Genomic DNA, 6,227 nt, shown 5'->3' on the forward strand with positions numbered 1-6,227 from the left:
CATCACAAGGAGTGTCTGGAAATGAATGCGAATACCGAAGTCGTGGCCACGCGGATCGCCGATGGTATCGGCTATGTCATTCTGCAGAACCCGCCCGTCAATGCCGCCAGTCAGGCCCTGCGCGCCGGTCTGGTTGACGCAGTCGAACGCATGGACGCAGACCCCGATGTTTCGGTGATCGTGATCTATGGCGATGGCCGGACCTTCATCGCCGGGGCCGATATCACGGAATTCGGCAAGCCGATGAAATCCCCCGGCCTGCCCGAGGTCTGCCGCCGGATCGAAAAAGCCAGCACCTCGGTCGTTGCCGTTCTGCATGGCACGGCCCTGGGCGGCGGGCTTGAGGTGGCCATGGCCGCCCATGCGCGCGTCGCAGTGCCCGGCACCCGCGTCGGCCTGCCCGAGATTCATCTGGGCCTTTACCCTGGTGCCGGCGGCACGCAGCGCGGCCCGCGCCTGATGGGCTGGGCCCCGACCATCGACATGATCCTGACCGGCCGACAGGTCGGCGCAGATGAGGCCGCTGAGACCGGTCTGATTGACGTGATCCTTGACGGCACCCCCGCCGAGGCAGCGGAGAAGGCCGGGCGCATGCTCCAAAGCGGCGACCTGCACACCCGCCGGACCTGCGATATCAACGTGCCCGCTGATCCAGAGTTCCTGGCGGAGGCACGCGCCAAAGCCATGCAGAAAATGCCCCATCTTCTTGCCCCTGAGCGGGCCTTTGATGCCCTGGAATGCGCCACCGGTGATATCGACGCCGGGTGTACCGTCGAACGCGACGGGTTCATGGAATGCCTTGGCACAGATGGCGCAAAGGGCATGATCCACGCGTTTTTCGCCGACCGCACCGTGCAGCATATCCCCGAAAAGGGCGCAACACCGCGCAGCATTGAACGCGTCGGCGTGATCGGCGGCGGCACCATGGGATCGGGCATCGGCACCGCGATGCTTCTGGCCGGACTGCCCCTGACGCTGATCGAAACCTCCGACGCAGGGGTCGAAAAGGCCCGCGCAACCATCATCGGCAACCTGGACGGTGCCGTATCCCGGGGCAAAATGAAAGCCGCCGCCTACGAGGCCGCCGTCAATGACCTGCTGACCGTCACCACCGATTTTGCCGCCCTGGCAAGCGCCGACCTGATCGTCGAGGCTGTCTTCGAAGAAATGGACATCAAAAAGCAGGTCTTCACCAAACTGGATGAGGTCGCAAAGGACGGCGCGATCCTTGCCACCAACACCTCCTATCTGGATGTCAACGAAATCGCAGCCGTCACCAGACGCCCGCAGGACGTGATCGGCCTGCATTTCTTCTCTCCCGCCCATATCATGCGGCTGTTGGAGGTTGTCGTCGCCGAAAAAACCGGCGCGGATGTCGTGGCCACTGGCTTTGCCCTTGCCAAACGACTGCACAAAATCGCCGTTCGGGCCGGGGTCTGCGACGGGTTCATCGGCAACCGGATCCTGAATCACTATGGCCGGGAAAATCTCTATCTGATCGAAGACGGTGCCAGCCCTGAACAGATCGACAACGCGCTCGAAGCCTTCGGCTTTGCCATGGGCCCATCCGCGGTGATGGATCTTGCAGGTCTCGATATCGGCTGGGCCGCCCGCAAACGCCGCGCCGCGACACGCCCCCCCGAAGAGCGCTATGTCGAGATCCCCGACCTGATCTGCGAACGCGGCTGGTTCGGACGCAAAACCGGTCAGGGCTATTACATTTATGACGGCAAAACCCGCCGCCCGAACCCCGAAGTTGCCGAGATCATCGCGGCAGAGCGTGCCCGCAAAGGCATCACACCGCGCGACATGACCGATCAGGAGATCGTCGACCGCTACATGACCGCAATGATCCTCGAAGCCGCCCGCGTGGTCGAGGATGGAACCGCCCTGCGCCCCATTGATGTCGATGCAGTCCTGCTGAACGGCTACGGCTTCCCCCGTTTCCGCGGCGGGCCGCTGCACTATGCCGACACACTTGGCGCAGCTGAGGTTGTCAAACGCGCCGATACCTATGCCAAAGACGACGCGGTTTTCTGGGCCGTGCCGCCAATCCTGCGCAAAATGGCCGAAGACGGCAGCAGTTTTGCCGCGCTGAACGAAAGGTAACCCGATGAACCTCGACTATTCATCCGCAGAACGCGCCTTTCAGCAGGAGGTCCGCGATTTTCTGGCCGAGAACCTGACCGATGATATCATCGAGGCCGCAGATCAGGTTGACCCACCAAAAGAGGCTATGGACCGCTGGCACAAACTGCTCAGCCAGCGCGGCTGGCTGGCCGCCACCTGGCCCAAAGACTGGGGTGGCACCGGCTGGAGCCCGGTCGAACGCCATATCTTCGAAGAGGAATGCGCCCTGGCCGGTGCCCCGCGCGTGATCCCCTTCGGCACACATATGCTGGGCCCGGTGATCATCAAATACGGCAGCGAGGCCCAGCAAAAGGACGTCCTGCCCCGCATCCTGTCCTGCGAAGACTGGTGGTGTCAGGGCTATTCCGAACCGGGCGCAGGCTCGGATCTGGCCGGGCTGCGAACACGGGCGGTCCGCGATGGCGACAGCTATGTGATCAACGGTCAGAAAACCTGGACCACGCTGGGCCAGCACGCCAACCGCATCTTTGTCCTGGCCCGCACCGCAACCGATGGCAAACCTCAGGAAAGCATCAGCTTTTTCCTTGTTGATCTCGACACACCCGGCATAGAAATGCGCCCGATCCGCCTGATCGAAGGCGGGCATGAGGTGAATGAGGTGTTCTTCAACGATGTCCGCATCCCCGCTGACAATATCGTGGGCGAGGAAAACAAAGGCTGGACCATCGCCAAATACCTGCTGTCGCATGAACGCTCCAACATTGCCGGTGTTGGTGCCTCGAAAAAGGCGCTTCTGGACCTCAAGCATCTGGCAAAACAGGTCAAAAAACGCGGTCGCCCCCTGTCCGAGGATCCGATCTTCATGGCCCGCCTGACCGAGGTTGAGGTCGATCTGGAGGCCATGGAAATCCTGAACCTGCGGATGCTGGCCGCCGCCCATAAAAATGGTGCGCCGGGCCCGGAAACCTCGATCCTCAAGATCAAGGGCACCCTGATCCAGCAGGCGTTGAACGACCTGACACGCCGCGCGCTCGGCCCTGCGGCAGCCCCGTTCCCGCACAACGCGCTGGCAGGCAATCTGGCCGTCGCGCCCGATGGCTTTGCCAATGCCGCAGGCGTTTATTTCAACAACCGCAAACAGTCGATCTATGGCGGATCGAACGAGATTCAGCGGAACATTCTGGCCAAACACAAGCTGGGGCTTTGAGCGATGGATTTTGACCTGACAGACGACCAGACCATGGTGCAGGACAGCCTGACCAAGCTGCTGCGCGAAACCTATGACTGGGAGGCACGGGCGCGCCACGCCTATGACGCCCCCTATCACAATCCCGCAGCCTGGGCCACCATGGCCGAAATGGGCCTGCCCGCCATGCTGATCCCCGAGGCCGCAGGCGGCTACGGTGGCAGCGGCTTTGACATCGCAACCGTCTTCGAACCGCTGGGCCATGCCCTGTCGGTCGAGCCCTTGCTGGGCGTTGCGATGATCGGCGCGGTCCTGTCCGGCGACGATCCCCTCGCCGAAGGGATCGCCACCGGTGCAATAAAAGTCGCGCCTGCGTTCTGGCAAGCCGAGGATACGGCGGACACCGTGGTCGTCGACAATAAGATGCAGGGCCGCAAATCCGTTGTCCCGCAGGGCGGCATCGCGGATCAGTTTCTGGTCACCGCCTCGGAAAACGGCACCCCCGGCCTTTATGTCGTCTCCGCCACCGAAGCCGAGGTCACCGCCTACGGCACCATCGACGGCGGCGGCGCGGCAGAGGTCATCTTCGCCGATACGCCCTGCCGCCGGATCGGCACCGCTGACGATATCGCCAAAGCCGAGGCTGCAGCCCTGCTGGCCCTGTCTGCCGAAGCCGTCGGGGTTATGTCCGCCTTGCGCGATATGACGCTTGAATACCTCAAGACCCGCAAACAGTTCGGCCAAACCCTCAGCAGCTTTCAGGCCCTGCAACACCGTATGGTGGATATGGAGATAGACCTGGAAATGACCCGCTCCATCGTCATTCGCGCCGCCGCCTCACTGGGAACCGATCAGCAGCAACGCCATTGCTCCATGGCCAAGAACATGGTCGGCCGCGCCGGTCAGCACATCGCCGAGGAAGCAATCCAACTGCATGGCGGCATCGCCATGACATGGGAGGCCGCAGTGTCTCATTACGCCAAACGCCTGACCATGACCGACGCACAATTCGGCGACCGCGACGACCACCTGACCCGCCTGATGCAGTTCGCCTGACGGACGATATGACCACGGTGGATTGCAATAGGCGTTTAGCGAAGATAGAGCCTTCGCTAAACGCCGCTTCTTTCAAAAAAAGACAGCGACACGGCCACATAGATCAGCGCCACACCTATCAGCAGGTTCAGAACACGCAACCCGTGCTGCCCGAACATACCCTTGGCAACCGCCGCCCCCAGAAAGGCATAGGCCCCATAAATCAGGCAATCGAGAACAAAACCAACGCTCCCCATAATCGCAAATTGCGGCAGTTGAGGCCGCTCCAGATCAAGGAACTGGGGCAAGGCCGCGCCCATGTACAAGAACGCTTTGGGATTGGTGATCTCAACAAGATACCCTTGCCGGAACAAAACCCCCGGTGAACTGGCGGCAGACCGCCCCGACGGGCCAAACCCGCTGGATGACTGCAGCGCCAGCAAGGCAAGCCACAGCAAATAGGCCACCCCGATCCACTTGATCGCACTGAATAAACCGGGGGAGGACGCCAGCAGCGCCGTCAGTCCACAGGCCGACAGTACAAAGAACGTCACATTGGCAATGGCGATCCCAAAGATACCGGCAAAAGACCGGACCGCACCATTCCCCGCAGACTGTCCCATAACCAGCGCAACGCTGGCACCAGGGGACAGAATGATCAGAAAGGTCGTGACAAAATAGATCAGGAAGGTTTCTTGTGACATCGCATGTTGAATTTGTTCGGCGATTACTGATAATTTCCGAACAAGATTAATCACAAGGGCCTATCCCCATGACGATGGAAAATACGAATGAGGTTCCGCCACAGGCACCGCCGCCCAAACCCCTGGACAGTTTTGACCGAAAAATCCTCAGCGCCCTGTCCAAGGATGCCCGTCAAAGCTTCGCGGTTCTGGGGGATCAGGTCGGCCTGTCTGCACCGGCGGTTCATGAACGCGTCAAGAAATTGCGCGCCACTGGCGTTATACGGGCCACCTCTGCCCTGCTGGACGGCGCATCGGTTGGGAAACCGTTTCTCGCCTTCGTTCATGTCGACGCAGAGGGTTGGGGAAAAGGGACGCTGACCGAACAACTCCGCGCCACCCCCGAGGTTGAAGAGATGCACTCCGTCTCCGGCGATCATTGCCTGCTGCTCAAACTCAGAACCGCCGGACCGCAGGAAATGGAGAACCTCCTGTCCCTGCTCTATCACACCAAAGGGATCAGAGGAACCAAGTCCGAGATCGTGCTATCCACCTATATAGACCGCCCGGTACAGGCCGAGGTAACACAGCACTGGACATAGCCCCGCGCCAGATAGTTTGCCCCATGAACGCGGTTTTTACCGAAACCATCCATTCAAAGTGTGGCTATCTAGGGCCAGTGTTTAGGGCAAAGCTGCCGTGTCGCACCGCAAAACGAAAATCTAGTATGTATAGGCTGCAATGCGAGGTATGGCCGATGCACAGTGAGAATTGATAGCACCGCTGAGTATCGACAAACGACTAGTCGGTTTCGACCGTCCGCTGTTGACTAACAATCATCGGTCCGACCTGTTCAGTAACGTTTTCAGTGCGAAATCTCTTTAATTCCTTCACCCGGGCCGGCAACCACCGATACCTGTGAGTGCTGAATATCAAGTTCTCGGCTGCCCTGATAATTTCGTCGTTAATTTCGCCTACCCGCTTCCTACCAATGTCAACAAACCTGTGGTGTGCCTGATCTCGTTCCTCAACTGATGTATGAGTGTGAAAGAGGATGCCCAACTTTGGTGAGAGTGCTAAAAAGCGTTGTGCAAACTTGTTTTGATGGTGCCCTAGGCGGCGTCTGCATTTAGCTGATCCATGCCATTGCGCATGCGAGATCGACGAAGGCTTTGAATGAGCTGACGGTTTTCTCGCAACGCAGGGCAATCCGGCGGAACCTTTTGATCCTG

General features: G+C 60.0%; 5 protein-coding genes and 1 pseudogene. 4 read left to right on the forward strand and 2 right to left on the reverse strand.

Going from position 1 to position 6,227, the window contains the following annotated elements; translation table 11 throughout:
• The first annotated feature begins 21 nt into the window (after window positions 1-21).
• From ACW9UQ_RS14100 to ACW9UQ_RS14110, 3 genes are read left to right on the forward strand one after another with little or no spacing between them, the layout of a single operon-like run.
• On the forward strand, window positions 22-2,109 hold the full coding sequence (locus ACW9UQ_RS14100; protein WP_458931659.1) for a 3-hydroxyacyl-CoA dehydrogenase NAD-binding domain-containing protein: 2,088 nt from the start codon (window positions 22-24) through the stop codon (window positions 2,107-2,109).
• A 4-nt stretch (window positions 2,110-2,113) separates the two neighbouring features.
• The gene (locus tag ACW9UQ_RS14105; RefSeq protein WP_458931660.1) at window positions 2,114-3,298 is read left to right on the forward strand and encodes an acyl-CoA dehydrogenase family protein; all 1,185 of its coding nucleotides are present in this window, start codon (window positions 2,114-2,116) and stop codon (window positions 3,296-3,298) included.
• Between the two features lie 3 nt (window positions 3,299-3,301).
• Window positions 3,302-4,333, forward strand: coding sequence for an acyl-CoA dehydrogenase family protein (locus tag ACW9UQ_RS14110; RefSeq protein ID WP_458931661.1), 1,032 nt, complete (start codon window positions 3,302-3,304; stop codon window positions 4,331-4,333).
• 56 nt (window positions 4,334-4,389) lie between these two features.
• Here the strand turns inward: ACW9UQ_RS14110 and ACW9UQ_RS14115 are convergent, their stop codons facing one another.
• Window positions 4,390-5,016, reverse strand: a complete 627-nt coding sequence (locus tag ACW9UQ_RS14115; protein WP_458931662.1) for a LysE family translocator — start codon at window positions 5,014-5,016, stop codon at window positions 4,390-4,392.
• A 68-nt stretch (window positions 5,017-5,084) separates the two neighbouring features.
• Between ACW9UQ_RS14115 and ACW9UQ_RS14120 the strand changes: the two genes are divergently transcribed.
• Window positions 5,085-5,597, forward strand: coding sequence for an Lrp/AsnC family transcriptional regulator (locus ACW9UQ_RS14120; protein ID WP_458931663.1), 513 nt, complete (start codon window positions 5,085-5,087; stop codon window positions 5,595-5,597).
• Between the two features lie 527 nt (window positions 5,598-6,124).
• Here the strand turns inward: ACW9UQ_RS14120 and ACW9UQ_RS14125 are convergent.
• A pseudogene (locus ACW9UQ_RS14125) lies at window positions 6,125-6,227 on the reverse strand (IS5-like element IS711 family transposase); the annotation flags it as partial.

It is taken from the genome of Halovulum sp. GXIMD14793 (assembly GCF_054457435.1).